Genomic DNA, 17,624 nt, shown 5'->3' on the forward strand with positions numbered 1-17,624 from the left:
TAGAAAACACGTCTTTCGTATGCATTTGTGACGGTTTTCTGGATCGAGAACCCGAAAAGCCCTTAAGATAAAACGACTTTCGGAAAACCCACCGTTGACCGGTGGCATTTATGGGCGCAGTCTTGAAGGCGCGGTGGTCCAAGCTCCCAGCTTTGTGCTCGGAGCGCGGATTATGGACCAAACCTATTCGCTCGCCCCTGCGGCTGTAGTTTATTGGAGGAAACTTCGCATGTTTGAATTTTCACGTGTTTTTAGAGGCATAGGGGGCGCGATAACATCCGCCACGCTGTTTGTTGCCTCAGCTGCCATGGCGCAGGACAAGCCAAACATTCTTGTAATCTGGGGAGACGATGTCGGACGTTCCAACATCTCTGCCTACACAATGGGTATGATGGGCTATCGCACGCCCAACATCGACCGGGTCGCAAACGAGGGCATGATCTTCACCGACTACTACGGTGAACAGTCCTGCACAGCAGGTCGTTCCTCTTACATCATGGGCCAGTCCGTGTTCCGTACCGGCCTGTCGAAAGTGGGCCTTCCCGGTGCCGAACTTGGCATGCAGGAAGAGGATCCAACCATCGCCGGCCTGCTCAAGGCCGAAGGCTATGTAACCGGTCAGTTTGGCAAAAACCACCTAGGTGACCGTGACGAACACTTGCCGACAAACCACGGTTTTGACGAGTTTCTGGGCAACCTCTATCACCTCAACGCCGAGGAAGAGCCGGAAAACGAAGACTACCCCGGCGATGCTGTTATGGCTGATGGCCGCACCTTCCGCGAAACCTTTGGCCCACGCGGTGTGATCAAGTCATCTGCTGATGGCGAAATCGAAGACACCGGTCCGCTGACCAAGAAGCGTATGGAAACCGTTGATGAAGAAACCATCGCTGCCGCGGTCGACTTCATCAAACGCGCCAATGATCAAGGCAAACCCTTCTACGTCTGGTGGAACGGTACACGGATGCACTTCCGCACCCACGTCAAAGACGAGATGCGCGCTCAGGCAAACGAGATTGTCGGCAAGAAAGTGGATGAATACACCGCCGGCATGATCGAACATGATCTGCACGTCGGCCAACTGCTCGACCTGCTGGATGAACTCGGCATCGCAGACAACACAATCGTTCACTATTCCACGGATAACGGTCCGCACTACAACACATGGCCTGATGCGGCAGCCACGCCCTTCTTTGGTGAGAAAAACACTAACTGGGAAGGCGGCTGGCGCGTGCCTTCCATGGTACGCTGGCCCGGTAAGATCGAAGCGGGTTCCGTGTCCAACGAGATCATGCACCACATGGACTGGTTGCCGACCTATCTTGCCGCAGCAGGCAACCCCGACATCAAGGCACAACTGAAAGAAGGTGGTGTTCAGGCCATCGGTCGCGAGTACAAAGTTCACCTCGATGGTTATAACTTCCTGCCCCACCTGACTGGAGAAGAAGCCAAGGGACCTCGCAACGAGATTTTCTACTTCTCGGATGACGGCGACCTTACGGCTCTACGTTTCCAGGACTGGAAAATGCTGTTCATGGAGCAAAAGGAGTACAAAACCCTTCGCGCCTGGATCGAGCCGTTTACTCCGCTGCGCGTACCTCTGATCTTCAACCTGCGTCGCGACCCCTACGAGCGCGCGTATCAGACGTCAAACACCTACTATGACTGGCTGATCGACCGCGTGTATTTCCTCGTACCGGCCCAGCAGTATGTTGGCCAGTTCCTGGCCACTTTCCAGGAGTTCCCGCCGCGCCAGAAAGCCGCGAGCTTCAGCCTCGAACAAGTCATGGACAAAATGACTCAGGCCGTCGGCGACTGATCTGAAAATTTGCGCGGCGCTCGTTTCTCTGGCGCCGCGCTGCCTTTTTTTCGCAGGACTTTTGGTATGGTGACGACAAAGCCGTTTTTGGCCTTGATGGGCTGCGCCCTCACACTTGCTCCCCTCCCCCTTCAAGCACAGGACGCGCCGAGACTGGTGCTGCAAATTACGGTGGACCAACTGCGCGGCGACTTGATCGAAAGGTTCGGGGCAGAACTCGGAGATGGCGGATTTAACCGCCTTAGAAAGTCCGGCGTCACCTACGTCAACGCGCATCACCGTCACGCCAACAACGAAACAATTGTTGGTCACACCACGCTTTCGACCGGCGCCGATCCCGCAATTCACGGCATGGTCGCAAACCTTTGGTATGACCGTCAGAGTGGCGGACAGTTCTACAACGTACAGGACGCGGACTACCCTCTGGTTGGGGCAGCTGGCATCGATACCGAAAACGAAATTGACCCGACCCAGCGCGCCGCAACGACAGATGGCCGTTCTCCCCGGAACATCGAAGTCTCCACGATCTCGGACGAAATCAAGATGTTCTACGGGGACCGCTCAAAGGTCTTTGGAGTGTCCATCAAGGACCGCGGCGCAATTGCTATGGCCGGTCACAGCGGTCAGGCTTACTGGTTTTCGAAGTCCGAAGGCCGTTTCGTGACCTCTACTTTCTACCGCGAGGATTACCCCGAATGGGTCGAAGACTGGAATGGCAGCGGCAAGGTCGGCGCCTATGCCAATACGTGGTGGACACTGCGCGACGAACGCGACACCTACCTGTTCGGAGACCGCGATGACCAACCGTGGGAAACCGATTTCCCGGGATATGGCCGCGTCTTTCCACACGATTTTGGCCCCGCCGACAGCAAGTACTATACCACGATCCTCACCCTGAGCCCCGCCGGTGACGCTCTGACCGCAGACTTCGCCAAAACACTGATGGACGCCGAAGCCGTGGGGCGGGACGAGGTGACCGACTACATGTCGGTGAGCTTCAGCTCCACAGATTACGTCGGACACATTTTTGGCCCGTCTTCTCTGGAAGCCGAAGACAACATACGCCGTCTCGACGACACCCTGGCAGATTTTCTGGATCATGTGGATGCTACGGTGGGGCTGGACAAAACGCTGGTGGTTCTTTCGGCCGACCACGGGGCGCCGGACCATCCGCTTTATCTTGCCGAATTCGGCATCGAGTCGGACACGTTCGAGTTTGACCGCACCGATATGCTTCCGGGTTCAGTACGGTTGCAGGCCAAATTGGGTGGCGCACGCGATCTGGTGCGCAATTATTCCAACCCGTACATGTACCTTGATCGCATCGCGATCGAGACCCGCGGGCTGGACGTGGCGGCCGTCGCGGACGATTTGTCCAAGGAACTGACCCGCCTCGAGGGCATCGCCCGTGCCATTCCAAGTTGGCGCCTGCGGAATGACAAGCTCGACAGCGACTATATTTCGCAAGCGATCCGCGCGAACTTTCACCCCGAACGGTCCGGCGACATTTATATCGTGTTTGATCCCCACTGGTTCATCGCCGACTTTGATGGCCTGACCGTGGCCAGCGCCCACGGTTCTCCATGGTCTTATGACACCCATGTCCCGATCATCATCGCCGGCCCGGGCATCGAGCCTGCCCGTGTGACGCGACGCGTGGAAACCGTCGATGTCGCGGCCACGATCGCCACCTATCTCGGTACGAAACTGCCGTCCGGCGCGCATGGCGAACCGCTCGCAGAAGTGACCCGCTGACCTCAAGGAGATCCCAATGACCCCATTGGAACAGATCAATAGCCTGCGCGACCGCATGGGCGAAAGCATCATTGGCCAGCGCGATGTAATCGACCGCCTGCTGATCGGGTTGCTGGCAAACGGCAACTTGCTTCTGGAGGGTCTTCCGGGTCTGGCCAAGACACGCGCAGTCAAGGCACTGGCCAAGAACATGGAGTGTGCCTACTCGCGAATCCAATTTACGCCGGACCTGCTGCCTGCCGACGTGACTGGCACCGAAATGTATGTCGCCGGCGCCGCTGACGGAGAACAATTCAAGTTCCAGCCCGGACCTATCTTCGCAAACATCGTTCTGGCTGACGAAATCAATCGCGCGCCGGCCAAAGTGCAGGCCGCGCTTCTGGAAGCAATGGAAGAGCGTCAGGTGACGGTCGCCGGTACGACCCACAAGATGGACCCGCTGTTCATGGTGATGGCAACCCAGAACCCCGTGGAACAGGAAGGCACCTATCCGCTACCCGAAGCGCAGATGGACCGCTTCCTGATGCACGTGAATATCACCTACCCCCCGCTTGAGGACGAGATCGAGGTGATACGCCTTGTCCGCGGCGAAGAACAAGCCGCGCATGTACCCAAGAATGAAGGTGGAACCAAAGAGACGCTTGCGCCAATTCCGCAAGAGGCGGTTTTCGACGCCCGTAGAGCAATTGCCGCTCTCCATACCTCGGAGGCCATCGAAACTTACATGGCCACTTTGGTACAGGCCACACGAACGCCAGCTGACTTTTCAGAAAACCTTGCACGTTGGATCGAACTCGGTGGCAGCCCCCGCGCTTCTCTTGCGCTTGACCGGTGTTCCCGCACCCATGCTTGGATGGCGGGCCGGGATTACGTCGATCCTGAAGATGTGCGCGCCATCGCGCCCGACGTTTTCCGGCATCGGCTCGGACTGACTTTCGAGGCACAGGGCGAAGGCATCTCCGCCGATCAGGTCGTGGCGGAACTGCTGTCCGTCGTGGCCCTTCCGTAAGGCGCGATGGCTGATCGTGCTGCCATATCGCGCACAGGTATCGGTCATGGCTCCGCCTCGTCCGATCTGGACCCACGCGTTCACCTGACATTACCGGGACTGCGTGCGCTCGAAGCGCAGGCACGCGCCATTTCTTTCTTGCCCAAACAACCTGCCAAATCAGCACTGAATGGCCGCCATTCGTCACGCATTCGCGGTCGCGGGCTCGATTTTGAAGAACTGAGGGAATACCTGCCAAGTGATGACGTGCGCGCTATTGACTGGAAAGTCACGGCCCGTACGGGCACGCCTTTTGTCCGTGTCTATACCGAAGAACGAGACCGACCGACTCTGATTGTTGTGGACCAGCGTATGTCCATGTTTTTTGGCACACGACACAACACCAAGGCCGTCACCGCCGGTGAGTGTGCGGCGATTGCGGCCTTTCGCATTCTCGATCAAGGGGATCGCGTTGGCGGTATCGTGTTCGGCGATCAGCACATTGCAGAAGTGCGACCGAAACGCAGTCGTGCGAGCCTGACTCAGTTCCTTTCTCGGGTCGCGGATGCCAATGCGTTGCTGCACGCCAATGCACCAGAAGTGAAGCCGACCACCATCAATCAGGTGCTTCGTTCTGTGCAAAAGATTGCCACCCGCGATCACCTTGTCATAATCATCAGCGACTTTAGCGCCGTGAACGACGCCACGCGTCACCTTTTGGGTGGAATTTCACGCCGCAACGATTTGATCCTCGGCCTTGTGACTGACCCGTCCTCCGACGACCTGCCAGACAACGCACGTGTTACGGCTTCTGATGGCACGTTGCAGGCAGAATTGAACCTCAATGACGCGACGGTGCGCCAAGACCTGCTCAATCTCAGCCGTGGGCGCATCGCGGACGTCCTCGCCTGGCAAAACCACATGAAGGTCTCGATACTGCCTCTAACTACGGCCAAAGACACGCTGCCACAGATGTTGGGCTTGATGGGACGGGCTCAGAAATGAGCGGAACGACCGAAAACGAGAGCCTCGTCGGCCTGATCAATCAGTTAGCCGAAGTGCCAACCCCCGCTCCGGTCAGCATGGCGCCTCAAACACCGGGTTGGGCAATACTGGCGGCCTTGATCGCGGTCGGCCTATTTTGGTTGGCCCGACGATATTGGATCAGTCACAAGGCGAACGCCTATCGCCGCGCGGCCCTCAAGGCCCTGAACTCCGCCGGCAATGATCCCGCAGCTGTGTCTGCAATCCTAAAACGTACTGCATTGGCCGCCTATGGACGGGCCGAAGTTGCTGCTCTGACGGGCTCGGAATGGCTGGATTTTCTCAACCGGACAAGCGGAAAATTTGTGGGAGATACCGGAACCGCGATCGTTTCCGCAGCTTACGCAAAATCCCCGATTCAAGCGCCTGACCTCAACCATCAAGCGCGTCATTGGGTTGCCCATCATCCACCGAGTCCGGAGACGCGTGATGATTGATTGGGCCCACCCATTTGCCTTCGCTCTGCTTCCGCTCCCGATCATCCTTCGCTGGCTGCTTCCGGCATTCCGCCAACAAGACTCGGCCCTGCGCCTTCCGTTCTTCCGGTCTTTGGCGGAGGCAGCCGGTGTGACGCCCCGCGAAGGCGCAGCCATCATCCGCCACAGACGTGTCGCGCTGATAGGAGGGGCTGCAATTTGGGTGTTGGCCGTTGCGGCCTTGGCTGCACCAGAACGCCTTGGTCCGCCGCAGGAAATCACCAAGGCGAAGCGGGACGTTGTCCTTGCCATAGACATCTCCGGTTCGATGGACACCCGCGACTTTCCGGGTCCAGACGGCACCAATCAACAGCGCTTTCAGACCGTGCAGCAGGTTGTTGACCAGTTCGTGCAAAGCCGCGACGGCGATCGCGTTGCCTTGATCGTTTTTGGCACAAAAGCTTATGTGCAATCGCCCCTGACCGAAGACCTGACGACCGTGCGCGATCTCCTCGAGCGCACAGAAGTCGGAATGGCCGGGCCGCAAACCGCCTTGGGTGATGCAATCGGGCTTGCGATCCACACTTTCGAAGCCAGTGATATCGACCAGCGCCTGATGGTGATCCTGTCCGATGGCAACGACACCTCGAGCACAATGAGCCCGATCAATGCTGCTGAAATCGCGCGCGACAAAGGCGTCCAGATTTTTGGCGTCGGCGTGGGTGATCCTGAAGCCACCGGCGAGAACCGCTTGGATATGGCGGTGTTGAAGGATGTGACTCGACGCACCGGCGGTCAGGCGTATTTTGCCGGCGATGCGCAGGCTCTGGAGGAAATTTACGACCAAATCGACGCTCTCAACCCGCGTGATGTCGAGACTCTGAGTTGGCGCCAGCGGGAGAGCCTCATGCACTGGCCGCTTCTGGCCGCAATCATGATAGGTCTCGGTCTGACATTCGCCCTGCAAGCCTCGGCGCGTCGCATGTCACCCGCCCCGACGGAGGGCGCAACATGAACTGGGGTATCTTCCTTGAGGCCTTTCACCTCTTGCGTCCCTGGGTTCTGGTCGCCCTTCTGCCTGTCGCTTGGATCTGGTGGCAGCACCGTCGCAAGGATACCCGTGCGAAACCTGATGTTGCCCTGATCGCGCCGCACCTCATGGAGGCTTTGACCGTCAAAGGCGACGAGGATCGCCGGTTTCGCCCGATCGACCTGATCTGTCTCGTTTTGTGCCTTTTGGTCCTTGGAGCCAGCGGTCCCACATGGAACCGCATTCCAGAGCCTTTCGCCGCGCAGACGGCGCCATTGGTTGTGGTGATGCAGATCACTCCTTCGATGACAGAGACAGACATAGCGCCCTCGCGACTTGAACGCGCCAAACACAAAGTGACCGACTTGTTGCAACTCCGCGCTGGTGCACGCACGTCACTTGTGGCCTATGCCGGCACCGCGCACGTGGTTGTACCGATGACCGAAGACCCCGGCGTAATGCAGCCATATCTGGAAGGGCTCTTACCGGAAGTCATGCCACGGGACGGCCGTGACATCAGCGCGGCGTTTGACCTCGCCCAATCCATGCTGGAACGGGAAGACATCCCGGGGGGTGTCCTGTTCCTTCTGGATGACTTGCCCGCCGCAGACAAAGCAACGCTGGAATCCGTGGAAAACATCGCCGCTATGGCCTTTTTGTTCCTACGTCCTGACACCCAATCGCTGCCTGAGGTACCGACATCCGCGACTGCGTTCTCTGTCACGCCGGATAACCGTGACATCACCCAAATTGAAGCCGCGCTCGCCTCGGCATATGCCCGCGCCCAGCTTGCTGACGGAACTCAACCCTGGCAGGATCGCGGCGCCATTTTCGTGTGGCCTGCCGTATTCCTTTTGTTGTTCTGGTTCCGCCGGGGCTTTGCTGTCCGCTGGACCGCCATTGTTGCCTTCGCCATGCTCAGCACACCCAATTCCGCAAGCGCCGAAGGTTGGATCGACTGGTTCCTGACTCCGGATCAACAGGGTTGGCGCGCTTTCGAAGCCAAGGAATACGCCCGAGCGGCAGATTTGTTCGAAGACCCGTACCTGCGTGGCGTGGCCCTGTATCGGTCCGGTCAATATGAACCCGCTGCAGAGGCAATGTCCCGACTGGACACTGCAGAGGCTGCCTTCATCGAAGGCATGGCGCATATCAAATCTCAAAGCTATCGCGACGGCGTCCGCGGATTTGAGCGCGCGCTCGACATCGATCCAGATCATGCCGGCGCGCAGCAGAACCTGCCTGTGTCCAGACGCATCGTCGAATATGTCGAGTCCACCCGGGAACAATCCGACACCGGCGAAGAAGCTGGCATAGGCGCCGACGACGTGGTGTTCGACAACGAGGCTGCGCGTGGTGCCGATACTGAAATCGCCGCGACTTCGGAGGATGCCCCCGAACTGCTGTCGACCGAGCAATGGATGAACACGGTCGACACACGTACCGGAGATTTTTTGCGGCAACGCTTCCTGTTTGAAACTGCAGGAGGATCGGAATGAAATACCTCGCGCTCCTGCTTTTTCTGGTCTGGCCCTTTTCCGCAGTCGCACAGGACAATGAGCCCGTCCTTGAGATCACGTTCGAGGAACGTGAAACCATCCCTGGTCAGCCTTTGACTCTGCGACTTACGGTGTTTGTCCCGACCTTTATGCCAAAACCACCTGTCTGGCCGAGCTTCGAAACGCCAAACCTGCGTATCCGCCTTCCGGAAAAATCCACGTCGCCAACCAGCCGGACAATAAATGGCGAAACGTGGTCGGGTATCTCGCGCAGGTATCAGGTCACACCAGTGGTACCCGGCTCCTTCTCTCTGCCTCCCTCCGTCCTGCAGATAACCTATCGGAACCCTGACGGCGGACCCGAATTGTCTGCCGAACTGCCTATTGAAGCGCTGGACGTGACCGGCGTTCTGCCTGAAGGCGCAGAGGACCTTTCCCCCTTTGTTGCGGCAACAAAACTTACGCTGAAGCAAGACATAGAAGGCACAACCGAAGACATGGACGCCGGCCAAAGTTTTTCGCGTGTGCTGACAGCCGAGGTTGATGGCCTCTCACCCTATTTCCTACCGACTTTGACACCGGACGTTCACATAGATGGCCTCCGAGCTTATCCCGAAACCCCTTCCATTGATGAACGCGACAATCGCGGCCTATTGTCGGGAACGCGCACGGAGCGCACGGTTTATCTGGCTGAGACCGCGCTCGCAGACCAACTTCCCGCAGTTTCAATTGATTGGTTCAACCTGAAAACCGGCGAAATCGAGACAGCAACAGCCGAAGCCATAGCAGTCTCCTCCAAAGCGCCCCCACCGCCACCAAAGGCTCCATTAGATTGGCAACGGCTCTTTCCATACATCTTGGCGGTGGTTTTACTGGCCGCTCTGGCTTGGGCGTGGTTCAGATGGCTGGCCGCGCCAATTAGAAACTGGCAAGTGCGGCGACGCGCGGCCTACCTTGCCAGCGAACCTTATGCCTTCAAACAAGTACAACGTGCTTGCAAAGACCGCGATCTGGATGGGGCACGTCAGGCATCAGACATCTGGCAGTCGCGCGTATCCCTCACAGAGATGGACAAGGCCAGTATTACCAACGTCTTCCTCGCAATCGGCCGCGCGCGGTTCGGGTCCAGCGTTTCGGTCGACGACGAGGAAAACTGGCACCGTCTCAAAGAGACGATGGAAGCAGCCCGGCAATCTCATCGCAGATACAACCCGTCAGATATAGAACTGCCGCCGCTTAACCCCTGAAATGGAAACAGGCCGACCGAAATGGTCGACTCGTTACAGTTTTTTCAATGTGCCGGTCAAAGCACCAGAGACACGCGCTCTTTGACTTGCTCCGGTCCCATCACCTGCATGATGGAGTATAGGTCTGGCGTGCGCTCTTTGCCGGCAAGAAGTATGCGGAAAACTCGCGCGACATGGGCCACTGTGCCTTTATATTCGTCCGGGTTTTTCTTGAAGTCTTTAGGACGCATCGCAAAGCCGTGCTTGCCGCCCAACTCCTTGATCTTGCCGAACCACGTGGCGTTGTCGTCCGCGGGATCATAACCTTCGAGAAATTCGGTGACCAATGTCGCCAGTTCGCCTGCGTCCAGATAGTCGATCATGCCACGCGCTTCGTCGGCGGTAAGCGTAAAACGCTCGTCAAAGAAGAACTCGAGTTCCGCCTTTACGTCGGACCACTTCTCGATGTCTTTACGGACGTTTTGTGCTTCGTCGCGCTCGATTGCAATGATTGCGCGGGCGCGGTCAGGATCAGCCTGCAACATTTCCGCCAGATCTGCGTCATGTTGTTTCGCCCATGGAAGAACGCGGTCATAAACTTCGGGGCTTTTGAGCGTCGCCACAAAATTGCGGCTGATGTTCCCCAGCTTCTCAAAGTCGAACAGCGGCCCACTGGAACCTTTCAACCCACGCATTGTCAGCGGGAATTCCCAGGATGATGTTTCCGGATTCTCGTTCGACCAGTCCTCGAAACCGGCATCAGCAAGCGTCATCAGGTAATCCAGAACAGCTTCGTTTGAATACCCCAGTTCCTCGAAATATCCGACGCTTGCCTCAGGGTCTTTCCGTTTCGAAAGTTTGCGGCGCGACGTACCATCCATCTTGTTGATCGGTGCGATGTGGGCAAACTCCGGCGTTTCCCAGCCAAGTGCTTCAAACAGTTGCAAATGGGTTGGCACCGAGGACAGCCATTCATCACCGCGGATGACATGGGTCGTGCCCATCAGATGGTCGTCGACTACATGAGCGAAGTGATAGGTCGGCAAACCATCCGCCTTCATGATCACGATGTCCTGATCGTTTTCCGGCAGCTTGCGCTCGCCAAAAAGCAGATCTTCGAACTTCAGCTTGCGTTCGATTTTTCCTTCGGAACGGAAACGAATGACGAAAGGCGTGCCAGCATCAAGCGCAGCCTGAATGTCCTCTTCGGGACGATCGCGCCATTCAGCCCACACGCCATAGTAACCAGTGCGCATCTTGCGCAGCTGTTGCTTGTCGCGCATCGCCTCAAGCTCTTCGCCCGTGGCAAAACACGGATAGGCTTTGCCAGTTTCCAAAAGGTGCTTCACGTAGGCCTGATAGATTTCTTTGCGCTGGCTCTGACGATAAGGACCGTAGGCCCCCACGTCCTGACCGTCCACGCCAACGCCTTCGTCAAAGCTCACGCCGAAGTGGTCGAACGCGTGGGTGATGAAATCCACCGCACCCTCAACTTCACGTTTCTTATCCGTGTCTTCAATCCGCAGGATCGACACACCGCCAGACTGACGCGCGAAATGCGCACAGATACGACCGACATAAAGCGTACCAATGTGCATGAAACCCGTCGGGCTCGGTCCTACCCGCGTAACCATCGCGCCCTCGGGAAGGTCACGCTTCGGAAAGCGTTGCGCCAGCGCTTCAGGCGTTGGCAGGGGATCAGGGAAAATGCGTTCGACGATGTTGGACATGACACCAGCGTTTCTTGAAGGACAGCGTTTGCCGCGCCCCAATCGGCGCAGCGCGAATTTGCGTCACCTCTAGTGGGCATAGACCTTGTTGACAAGGGTTGCGCGCAAAAGGAAGCGGGCCCGCAAGGACCCGCCTCCCCCCCAAAGGTGCGCTGGTCGTCAGCCCAGCGACACCCATCCCGCGTTTTTGCGTGACGACGTCACGCAGGCATCCACAAATTGCACACCCGCCAACCCGTCGGAAATCCCCGGCAGCGGCGGGTCACTCGGCAGTGGCGCGCCCGGAGTATGCGCACGGATCACATCCGCAGTTTGCGCATAGAGCGTTGCAAAGGCCTCCAAATATCCTTCCGGATGCCCGCCGGGCGTGCGTGTCTGGGCGGCAAACGCTTCTGTCATTCCGTTGCCTGCCCGCGTCAGTATTTGCGTCGCTTCGCCAAATGGCGTGAACAGCATCCGGTTGGGATTCTCCTGCTCCCATTCGATCCCGCCTTTTGAACCGTAAACCCTAAGCTTGAGAGCGTTTTCGTTGCCAGGCGCCACCTGCGAGCACCAGAGCATTCCCCGCGCGCCGCCCTCAAACCGCAGCATCACATGCGCGTTGTCGTCGACTTGTCGCCCGCCGACAAAGCTCTGCAAATCCGCGCTCAGCGACTCCGGCGTCAAACCCGTGACAAAACAGGCCAGATTGAAGGCGTGGGTGCCAATGTCTCCGGTTGATCCGCCCGCGCCGGAGCGTGTCGGATCTGTCCGCCATGCGGCCTGCTTGTTGTCATCGGGCTGCGCCTCGGTCAGCCAATCCTGCGGGTATTCCACCTGCACCACGCGAAGGTCTCCCAACGCGCCTTCGGCCACCATCTGCCGCGCCTGCCGGATCAGCGGGTAGCCGGTGTAGTTGTGCGTCAGTATGAACAGGGCCTCCGAGCTTTCCACAGCCTTCGCGAGTTTGCGTGCGTCAGGAAGTGTCGAAGTCAGTGGTTTGTCGCAGATTACATGGATACCGCGCTTCAGGAACTCACGCGCCGCCGGGTAATGCACGTGGTTCGGTGTCACAATCGCAACAGCCTCGATCCCGTTCTTTATCCGCGCTTCCCGTATCGCCATCGCCTTGAAGTCGTCATAGGTGCGGTCCGCGGCCAGCCCCAGCGCCGCGCCGGAGGCCTGCGCTTTCTCCGGCGTCGAGGACAGAGCCCCCGCCACAAGTTCGAACTGACCGTCAATGCGGGCCGCAATACGATGCACTGCACCGATAAAGGCGTCATTGCCGCCGCCTACCATGCCAAGTCTGATTGGTCGCGTCATGGTTCAGATCCCCAGCATGCGTTTGTTGGTTACGTCATCCGCCCCGCCATCGGCAAAGTCGTCAAACGCCTTTTCCGTCACGCGGATAATGTGGTCGCGCACAAAGGCCGCACCTTCCCGTGCGCCATCCTCTGGGTGTTTGAGACAGCACTCCCATTCGACCACGGCCCAGCCGTCAAAGTCATTGGCTGCCATCTTGGAAAACACCGCATTGAAGTCGACCTGACCATCGCCCAGTGACCGGAAACGCCCAGCGCGATCGACCCAGCTCTGGTATCCCGAATAGACACCCTGTCGGCCCGTCGGATTGAACTCTGCGTCTTTGACATGGAACATTTTGATGCGGTCGCGGTAGATGTCGATGTTGTCCAAATAGTCGAGGCACTGCAGGACATAGTGGCTCGGGTCATAAAGCATGTTGCAGCGTGAGTGATTGTTGACGCGCTCGAGGAACATTTCGAATGTCACCCCGTCATGCAGGTCTTCCCCCGGGTGGATTTCATAGCAGATGTCCACGCCCATTTGATCCGCGTGATCCAAAATGGGCCGCCACCGGCTGGCCAATTCGTCAAAGGCCGTATCAATCAACCCTGCAGGGCGCTGCGGCCACGGATAAACATAAGGCCACGCCAAGGCCCCGGAAAATGTCACATGTTGATGAATGCCAAGGTTGTAGCTCGCAGTTATTGCCAACTTCACCTGCTCTACAGCCCAGGCTTGTCGGGCCTTCGGATTGCCGCGCACTTCGGGTGCTGCAAATCCGTCGAAAGCCTCGTCATAGGCCGGATGAACCGCCACAAGCTGTCCTTGCAAATGGGTGCTCAGGTCGGTGATCTCAACCCCGTTTTCCTTGGCTACGCCCACGAGTTCGTCGCAATAACTACGCGAGCTCGCCGCCTTCCCAAGATCGAAAATGCGTGCATCCCAACTTGGAACCTGCACACCTTTGTATCCACAATCCGCCGCCCATTTGGTGATGCTGTCCCATGAATTGAACGGCGCTTCGTCCCCTGCAAACTGCGCCAGAAACAGCGCGGGACCCTTGATGGTTTTCATTGTCTTTCTCCGTTTCTGTAGGGGATTTTGATGGCAAGAGGACCATTGGGAGAAAGCCCTCTTGCCGGATTTCCCTGAGAGTCGACTCAGAACGGGGAGTCAGGGAAATAGAAGCTGGCCGCATTTTCCTTGGTGATCAGGGTAGCGCCCAGAATGTAACGGCCGGCAACCGGACCATTGGATTTGAACGCCGCAACGGTGACGTCCATCGCGGTCGCGATCATGCTGGGCGGATACAGAACATCCACAGGTACAAGCTCGTTGCCGTCCATGATGCCTTTGATGGTTTCTTTCATGCCGGCGCCGCCCACGACGAACATGCCATTACCGTCGCGACCCGCCTGCTTGAGCGCCGCAACAACACCAATCGCGATGTCATCATCCTGCGCCCAGACCGCATCGATATCGGGGAAGCGGGATAGAAAGTCCTGCATCACTTCGAAACCGTCATCGCGATTCCAGTTGGCGTGCTTGTGGTCCAGAACATTGATGCCGGACCCTTCGATCTCGGCCATAAAGGCGTCGAAACGCTCGTTGTCGATCAGCGTCGGGATACCGCGCAGAATGACAATGTTGTCGCCTTCCTTCAGACGGCTCTTCATATAGACCGCGGACACTCGGCCCAGTTCAGGATTGTTGCCCGCAACATAAATGTCTTCGATGCCAGGTTGGCTCAGACCGCGGTCAACAACTGTGATCAAGGCGCCGGATTTCTTTACGTTCAAAACCGGGTCGGTCAGCGGCTCACTTTCAAATGGCAGCACAACGAGTGCGTCGATGCCATGTACAGAGACGAGATCCTCAAGCGCGCTGGCCTGCGCCGAAGGATCAGGCGAGTTCACCAGAACCAGGTCCACGTCGGGGTACAGCGCTTCAAGGCGTTTCTCGGCCTGCTCTGCATGCCAGTTCATGCCAGCAGCCCAAGCATGGGTCGGTGTTGGATAGCTGACCCCGATCTTGATCGTCTCCGCGCTTGCCAAACTTGCAAGCGACATCGTCACTGCAGCCGCCAGAGCGCTGATTTTGCTAAGTTTATTCATGTCTTCCTCCCTTGGAATTGGACGCACCTCTCCTGTCCGGTGACGCCCGGTTCTTTCGCGCAGTCTTTGCGAGAAACTTAGTTTGCTTTGTTTTTCCGGCCCCAATCTCCGCGCTGCAGCCAAACCGCAACGATGATGATCAGACCTTGCATGGTCCCGTTCAGATAGTTGGAAATCATATCGGTGAAATTTAGGATATTGCCGATGGTGGTCAGGATGAGCGCGCCCAGAATGGTGCCTCCGATACGGCCGTATCCGCCCTTTAGTACCGTCCCGCCAATAATAACGGCAGCGATAGCTTCGAGTTCCCACAGAACACCTGTGGACGAGGATGCCGAGCCAAGTCGCGGCACGTAAATGATGGTCGCAAGGGACACGCACAAGCCTTGCAGCACATAGGTCCAGGTCTTGATCCTATCGACCTTGATCGCCGAGTACTTTGCGACGCTCTCATTCGAACCGATGGCCGTGCAGTAGCGGCCAAACGCCGTCCTGTTAAGTAGAAGCCAGCCGCAGATCGACACGATGATGAACACCCAGACCGGGATCGGCAGGCCAGCAAAGCTGTCATAGTAAACAGGACGGTAGACGCCGCGGATGTCATAGTTCAGCGACAGAGTGCCACCGTCCGCAAAATAGGTCACAAGCGAGCGGAAAATGCCCATCGTGCCGAGCGTCACAATGAAAGCTTCGATCTTTCCTTTGGTTGTGAGGAAGCCGTTGATGAACCCGGCGCCAATGCCAAGGATCACACTGCACCCACACCCGATCAGAACCGTGGTCACACCCGTACCGAAGGTCTCCACCGCTCCGTTCATCACAATAATCATGACCCCTGCGATGACAGCCGCCATGGACCCGACCGACAAGTCGATCCCTCCGGCGGTGATCACGAAGGTCGCCCCGACAGCGATGATGCCGATGAAGGCCGAGCGCGTCAGAAGGTTGGTTATGTTTCCTTCACTGAGGAATGCGGGATTGAGAAGAAAGCCGATGATACATAACAGGATCAACGCGATTGCCGGTCCGGCTGTTTTGAAATCAAAGCTTTGAAAGCGGGATTTTGGTGTTTGTGTCATGGCAGTCTCAGTCATGGGTCATCTCCCGCTTCAGCCCTGCGGCAAAGCGAACAATTTCGTTTTCGTTGATATGGTCTCCGGTCAGGACACCGGTAATCTGACCTTCGCGCATCACCACAACGCGGTGGCTGACGCCAATGATTTCGGGCATCTCGGATGAGATAACCACGACCGACACACCCTCTGCGGCGATCGCTGCAATGAAATGGTATATCTGCTGTTTCGTACCCACATCGATGCCTCGCGTCGGCTCGTCGATAATCAGAATACGCGGGTCACATTCCATGACCTTCGCCAGCAGAAGTTTCTGTTGGTTTCCGCCCGATAGGTCACCGACATTGATGTTCGCATCGCGGGAGCGAATATCGAAGCGGCGTACCGCACGCTCCATTGCTTCGGCCTCGGCCTTACGATCCACGGACAAGTTGCGCACAAACTTTGGCAGGGCAAAGAGCGTCAGGTTCTCCCGCATCTTCTTGTCCAGAAGCAAACCTTTGCCCTTTCGGTCCTTGGTCAGGTAAACGACCCCGGCGTCCCGCGCTTTGCTAACCGACGTAAACTCAGCTGGCCGGCCATCAAACCGGACTTCGCCGCTATCAATCGGAGCCAGACCGCACACCGCCTCGAAGACCGCAGTTCGCCCCGACCCAATCAGACCGGAAAACCCCAGCACCTCGCCTTTCTTCAGATAGAAGGTCACGCCTTTGACATCTGGCGCATGGAGATCTTTGACCTCCAGCACCCGCTCCGCATCCACGTCGGCCTCGTTGATAGGAGGGTAAAGGTCTGACAACTCCCGTCCGACCATCATCTGGGCCATAGCATCCGGGGTCAGGTCTTTGGCGTCCTGCGTGGCAATCCACTGCCCGTCGCGCAAAACCGTTACACGATCGGAAATTGCTTTCACTTCAGACAGTTTGTGGCTCACAAAGATGATTGCCACGCCTTGCGCCTTCAACCGCTCGATCTGCTTGAAGAATAGCTCGGTTTCCGCCTCTGTGAGCGTCGCGGTAGGTTCGTCCATGATCAGAACCCGCGCATCGCGGCTCATGGCCTTGACGATTTCAACCATCTGCTTCTGTGCGATCGACAGATCAGAAATTCGATCCGTAGGGGCAATGTCCAACCCGATGTCGTCCAGATAGCCCTGCACGACATCGGCCATTTGTTTTCGCTCCAGCCTTCCGCGACGTGTGATCTCCCGGCCCAGGAAGACGTTTTCCTCAACCGTCATCTGCTCGGCAAGGTTTAGCTCCTGGTGAATGAGGACAACGCCCAGCTTCTCGGTCTCGCCATTGGGCGGCAGGGTCATTTCCTGCCCGTCCATCAGAATGCGTCCCGATGTGGGCTGGTGGAATCCCGACAGGATTTTCATCAGCGTGGACTTGCCCGCACCGTTCTCACCGATCAGCGCGTGAACCTCTCCTGCACGGATGTCCATCGACACGCTGAACAGGACTGGCACGGTCCCGAACGACTTGCTGATGCGCTCGGCGCACAGCACCGACGCGGCTATGGTCTGGCCGTCTGGCACAGTCTCTCCTCCCATGTTCCTCCAGGCGGCTTTTCACCGCTCGTTTTCATTGGATGTAAACCTTTTCATAAGCTATGTAAACCTTTTCATAAATCCATGTAAACCT

Annotated in this window: 14 protein-coding genes; 8 read left to right on the forward strand and 6 right to left on the reverse strand. The window is 57.5% G+C overall.

All coding sequences use genetic code 11. The annotated features are described in order from the left end of the window. The first annotated feature begins 307 nt into the window (after positions 1 to 307). From BXY66_RS16660 to BXY66_RS16695, 8 genes are all read left to right on the forward strand, one after another. On the forward strand, positions 308 to 1,819 hold the full coding sequence (locus tag BXY66_RS16660) for an arylsulfatase (RefSeq protein WP_243694419.1): 1,512 nt from the start codon (positions 308 to 310) through the stop codon (positions 1,817 to 1,819). Positions 1,820 to 1,885: 66 nt separating this feature from the next. Beyond that, positions 1,886 to 3,574 carry an alkaline phosphatase family protein gene (locus BXY66_RS16665; protein WP_243694412.1) on the forward strand — a complete coding sequence of 563 codons (1,689 nt, stop codon included), beginning with the start codon at positions 1,886 to 1,888 and terminating at the stop codon, positions 3,572 to 3,574. A gap of 16 nt (positions 3,575 to 3,590) precedes the next feature. Then, positions 3,591 to 4,583: an AAA family ATPase gene (locus BXY66_RS16670; protein WP_132861509.1), complete on the forward strand. Its 993-nt coding sequence runs from the start codon at positions 3,591 to 3,593 to the stop codon at positions 4,581 to 4,583. Positions 4,584 to 4,589: 6 nt separating this feature from the next. Then, a complete protein-coding gene (locus tag BXY66_RS16675; protein WP_132861510.1) occupies positions 4,590 to 5,567 on the forward strand; it encodes a DUF58 domain-containing protein in 978 nt (325 codons plus the stop codon). After that, a complete protein-coding gene (locus tag BXY66_RS16680) occupies positions 5,564 to 6,043 on the forward strand; it encodes a DUF4381 domain-containing protein (RefSeq protein ID WP_132861511.1) in 480 nt (159 codons plus the stop codon). The genes BXY66_RS16675 and BXY66_RS16680 overlap by 4 nt, the downstream gene beginning before the upstream one ends. Beyond that, a complete protein-coding gene (locus BXY66_RS16685) occupies positions 6,036 to 7,037 on the forward strand; it encodes a VWA domain-containing protein (protein WP_132861512.1) in 1,002 nt (333 codons plus the stop codon). The genes BXY66_RS16680 and BXY66_RS16685 overlap by 8 nt, the downstream gene beginning before the upstream one ends. After that, entirely contained in the window at positions 7,034 to 8,551 is a 1,518-nt protein-coding gene (locus tag BXY66_RS16690) for a VWA domain-containing protein (protein ID WP_132861513.1), read from the forward strand. Before BXY66_RS16685 ends, BXY66_RS16690 begins: the two co-directional genes overlap by 4 nt. After that, on the forward strand, positions 8,548 to 9,798 hold the full coding sequence (locus tag BXY66_RS16695; RefSeq protein WP_132861514.1) for a BatD family protein: 1,251 nt from the start codon (positions 8,548 to 8,550) through the stop codon (positions 9,796 to 9,798). Before BXY66_RS16690 ends, BXY66_RS16695 begins: the two co-directional genes overlap by 4 nt. Positions 9,799 to 9,854: 56 nt before the next feature. Here the strand turns inward: BXY66_RS16695 and gltX are convergent, their stop codons facing one another. The 6 genes from gltX to BXY66_RS16725 all read right to left on the reverse strand — a co-directional run bounded on the left by gltX (position 9,855) and on the right by BXY66_RS16725 (position 17,533). Next, a complete protein-coding gene (gene gltX / locus BXY66_RS16700) occupies positions 9,855 to 11,507 on the reverse strand; it encodes a glutamate--tRNA ligase (RefSeq protein WP_132861515.1) in 1,653 nt (550 codons plus the stop codon). 159 nt (positions 11,508 to 11,666) lie between these two features. After that, the gene (locus BXY66_RS16705) at positions 11,667 to 12,809 is read right to left on the reverse strand and encodes a Gfo/Idh/MocA family protein (RefSeq protein ID WP_132861516.1); all 1,143 of its coding nucleotides are present in this window, start codon (positions 12,807 to 12,809) and stop codon (positions 11,667 to 11,669) included. A 3-nt stretch (positions 12,810 to 12,812) separates the two neighbouring features. After that, positions 12,813 to 13,865 (reverse strand): sugar phosphate isomerase/epimerase family protein, encoded by a 1,053-nt coding sequence (locus BXY66_RS16710; RefSeq protein ID WP_132861517.1) that lies wholly within the window; start codon positions 13,863 to 13,865, stop codon positions 12,813 to 12,815. A gap of 86 nt (positions 13,866 to 13,951) precedes the next feature. Next, complete coding sequence (locus BXY66_RS16715; protein WP_132861518.1) at positions 13,952 to 14,905, reverse strand: substrate-binding domain-containing protein; 954 nt, start codon at positions 14,903 to 14,905, stop codon at positions 13,952 to 13,954. Between the two features lie 77 nt (positions 14,906 to 14,982). Continuing rightward, entirely contained in the window at positions 14,983 to 15,999 is a 1,017-nt protein-coding gene (locus BXY66_RS16720; RefSeq protein WP_132861519.1) for an ABC transporter permease, read from the reverse strand. Beyond that, entirely contained in the window at positions 15,992 to 17,533 is a 1,542-nt protein-coding gene (locus BXY66_RS16725; RefSeq protein WP_132861520.1) for a sugar ABC transporter ATP-binding protein, read from the reverse strand. Before BXY66_RS16725 ends, BXY66_RS16720 begins: the two co-directional genes overlap by 8 nt. Between the last annotated feature and the right edge of the window lie 91 nt (positions 17,534 to 17,624).

Origin of the sequence: Shimia isoporae, from assembly GCF_004346865.1 — a bacterium.
Lineage (GTDB): Bacteria > Pseudomonadota > Alphaproteobacteria > Rhodobacterales > Rhodobacteraceae > Shimia > Shimia isoporae.

Coding starts and splice junctions, on each gene's coding strand:
- BXY66_RS16660 (WP_243694419.1), top strand. CDS start 308: ATGGCGCAGGACAAGCCAAACATTCTTGTAATCTGGGGAGACGATGTC.
- BXY66_RS16665 (WP_243694412.1), top strand. CDS start 1,886: ATGGTGACGACAAAGCCGTTTTTGGCCTTGATGGGCTGCGCCCTCACA.
- BXY66_RS16670 (WP_132861509.1), top strand. CDS start 3,591: ATGACCCCATTGGAACAGATCAATAGCCTGCGCGACCGCATGGGCGAA.
- BXY66_RS16675 (WP_132861510.1), top strand. CDS start 4,590: ATGGCTGATCGTGCTGCCATATCGCGCACAGGTATCGGTCATGGCTCC.
- BXY66_RS16680 (WP_132861511.1), top strand. CDS start 5,564: ATGAGCGGAACGACCGAAAACGAGAGCCTCGTCGGCCTGATCAATCAG.
- BXY66_RS16685 (WP_132861512.1), top strand. CDS start 6,036: ATGATTGATTGGGCCCACCCATTTGCCTTCGCTCTGCTTCCGCTCCCG.
- BXY66_RS16690 (WP_132861513.1), top strand. CDS start 7,034: ATGAACTGGGGTATCTTCCTTGAGGCCTTTCACCTCTTGCGTCCCTGG.
- BXY66_RS16695 (WP_132861514.1), top strand. CDS start 8,548: ATGAAATACCTCGCGCTCCTGCTTTTTCTGGTCTGGCCCTTTTCCGCA.
- gltX (WP_132861515.1), bottom strand. CDS start 11,507: ATGTCCAACATCGTCGAACGCATTTTCCCTGATCCCCTGCCAACGCCT.
- BXY66_RS16705 (WP_132861516.1), bottom strand. CDS start 12,809: ATGACGCGACCAATCAGACTTGGCATGGTAGGCGGCGGCAATGACGCC.
- BXY66_RS16710 (WP_132861517.1), bottom strand. CDS start 13,865: ATGAAAACCATCAAGGGTCCCGCGCTGTTTCTGGCGCAGTTTGCAGGG.
- BXY66_RS16715 (WP_132861518.1), bottom strand. CDS start 14,905: ATGAATAAACTTAGCAAAATCAGCGCTCTGGCGGCTGCAGTGACGATG.
- BXY66_RS16720 (WP_132861519.1), bottom strand. CDS start 15,999: ATGACTGAGACTGCCATGACACAAACACCAAAATCCCGCTTTCAAAGC.
- BXY66_RS16725 (WP_132861520.1), bottom strand. CDS start 17,533: ATGGGAGGAGAGACTGTGCCAGACGGCCAGACCATAGCCGCGTCGGTG.